Here is a 1,911-nt window from a genome sequence, read left to right as displayed (position 1 = left end):
CGCGTCGACGGGAGCCGGTCGCCGCCCCGGAGGTGGCCGGACGCGGCCGCTTCGCGCAGCGCGTCGGCGAGCTGGACGGCCAGCGGCGTGACGGCGGCGCGGTCGAGGCTGACCGGGAGCGCGGTGTCGGCGTGGGACACGGGACCTCCTCGAGTGGACTTCCCAAGTGTACGAGAAGTGGACGTTTTCCGATGCCACTGCGCCGGGAGACGCTGGTCGCATGCTGTCCACCACGCCCCGCACCACGTTAGGCCGCAAGAAGCACCGCGCCGTGACCGACCGCTCGGCGCTGTACGCGGTCCTCGACGAAGGGCTCATCTGCCACCTCGGCGTCGTCCGCGACGGCGTCCCGCTGGTCCTCCCGACCGGCTACGGACGCGACGGCGACACGCTCTACCTGCACGGTTCCACCGGCGCGGCCAGCCTCCGCACGGCGGCCAAGGACCTCGAGGTGTGCGTCACGGTGACCCTCCTCGACGGCATCGTCTACTCGCGCTCGGTGAACAACCACTCGATGAACTACCGCAGCGCGGTCATCCTCGGGCAGGCGAAGCCGGTCCTGGACGCCGAAGCGAAGATGCACGGCCTGAAGGTGCTCACCGACCACCTCGCGCCGGGTTCGTGGGAGCACGCCCGCGAGGTCAACGCCAAGGAGTTCGCCGCGGTGAGCGTGCTCGCGCTCGACCTCGGCGAGGCGTCGGTGAAGATGCGCGCCGAAGGCCCCGGCGACGAGCCCGAGGACGTCGAGGCGGACGCCGCGTGGGCCGGGGTGCTGCCGGTCCGGACGGTCTTCGGCACGCCCGAGCCGTCCGAAGACCTGTCCCCCGGCTGGACGACCCCGGAGCACGTGGCCGGCCGGTGAGCCGGTGTCGATCCGCGCGGGTGCCGTTCGTGTAGCGGGTGGCAGATCCCGAAAGCGGAAGGACCCGCGATGCGCTCGCTCACCGTCACCATGAACGTCACCCTCGACGGCGTCGTCCAGGGCCTCGGCCGCCCCGACGAGGACACCCGCGGCGGCTTCCGCCACGGCGGCTGGGGCACCCGGTACCAGGACGACGTCCTGGCCGGGGAGATGGGCCGGGGCATGAGCCGGGCCGGCGACATGCTCTTCGGCCGCCGCACCTGGGAGGACTTCACGAAGGCGTGGAGCGGGCGCGAGGACGGCAACCCCTTCACCACGCACATGAACGGCGTCACCAAGTACGTCGCTTCGACCACCCTCGACGACGCGGGCGCGTGGCAGAACTCGGTGCTGCTGCGCGGGGACGCGACGCGCACCGTCGCCGAGCTGAAGGCGCGGCCCGGCGGCGACCTGTCGGTCGTCGGGAGCGCGTCGCTGGTGCGCGCCCTGCACGCGGCCGGCCTGGTCGACCGCTACACGCTGCTGATCCACCCGCTCACGCTCGGCACCGGCGCACGCCTCTTCGACGAAGCCGCGCCGTTCACCGAGTTCACGCTCACCCGCAGCGTCACGACGACGAAGGGCGTGCTCATCGCCCACTACGACCGGCGAGCGGCAGCCTGACCGTGAAGGTCGTCCGGCCCGGTTCCGAGGCGACCGAGACCGTCCCGCCGTGCGCCGTCACCAGGGACTGGACCACCGAAAGCCCCAGCCCCGTGCCGCCGTTGCCGCGGGTGCGCGAGTCGTCGACGCGGAAGAACCGGTCGAAGATCCGCTCCCGGTCGGCCGGCTCGATACCGGGCCCGGCGTCGGTGACCGCGACGACGGCCGCGCTGTCCGCGACCGCCACCGAGAGGTGCACCGCGGTTCCGGGCGGCGTGTGCACGGCGGCGTTGGCCAGCAGGTTGTCGAGCACCTGCCGCAGCCGCACGGGATCGGCGTCCACGAAAGCGGGCTCGAACGACGACGTCAGCGGGTGGCCGGGCCGGCCGGCGGCGAACGCGTCCGCG

3 protein-coding genes and 1 pseudogene are annotated in these 1,911 nt (G+C 73.1%); 2 read left to right on the top strand and 2 right to left on the bottom strand.

The window, feature by feature from the left end:
• Positions 1–140: pseudogene (locus G3I65_RS57885) on the bottom strand (PLP-dependent aminotransferase family protein); the annotation flags it as partial.
• Positions 141–220: 80 nt separating this feature from the next.
• Between G3I65_RS57885 and G3I65_RS44355 the strand changes: the two are divergent.
• Positions 221–862 (top strand): pyridoxamine 5'-phosphate oxidase family protein, encoded by a 642-nt coding sequence (locus G3I65_RS44355; RefSeq protein WP_160701422.1) that lies wholly within the window; start codon positions 221–223, stop codon positions 860–862.
• Positions 863–931: 69 nt separating this feature from the next.
• Positions 932–1,525, top strand: a complete 594-nt coding sequence (locus G3I65_RS44350) for a dihydrofolate reductase family protein (protein WP_160701421.1) — start codon at positions 932–934, stop codon at positions 1,523–1,525.
• On the opposite strand, the gene G3I65_RS44345 is transcribed toward G3I65_RS44350, so the two are convergent.
• Positions 1,491–1,911 (bottom strand): cell wall metabolism sensor histidine kinase WalK (locus tag G3I65_RS44345; protein ID WP_160701420.1); only part of this gene is annotated, 421 nt, incomplete at its 5' end. The genes G3I65_RS44350 and G3I65_RS44345 overlap by 35 nt on opposite strands.

The sequence above is a fragment of the Amycolatopsis sp. SID8362 genome, from assembly GCF_010550475.1.
Classification (GTDB): domain Bacteria; phylum Actinomycetota; class Actinomycetes; order Mycobacteriales; family Pseudonocardiaceae; genus Amycolatopsis; species Amycolatopsis eburnea.
Note: the sequence above shows the minus strand (reverse complement) of the source record. Positions and strands in the feature narration are given on the sequence as shown.

Excerpts from the sequence above, each read along its gene's own strand:
- G3I65_RS44350 (WP_160701421.1), top strand. The coding sequence starts at position 932 with ATGCGCTCGCTCACCGTCACCATGAACGTCACCCTCGACGGCGTCGTC.
- G3I65_RS44355 (WP_160701422.1), top strand. The coding sequence starts at position 221 with ATGCTGTCCACCACGCCCCGCACCACGTTAGGCCGCAAGAAGCACCGC.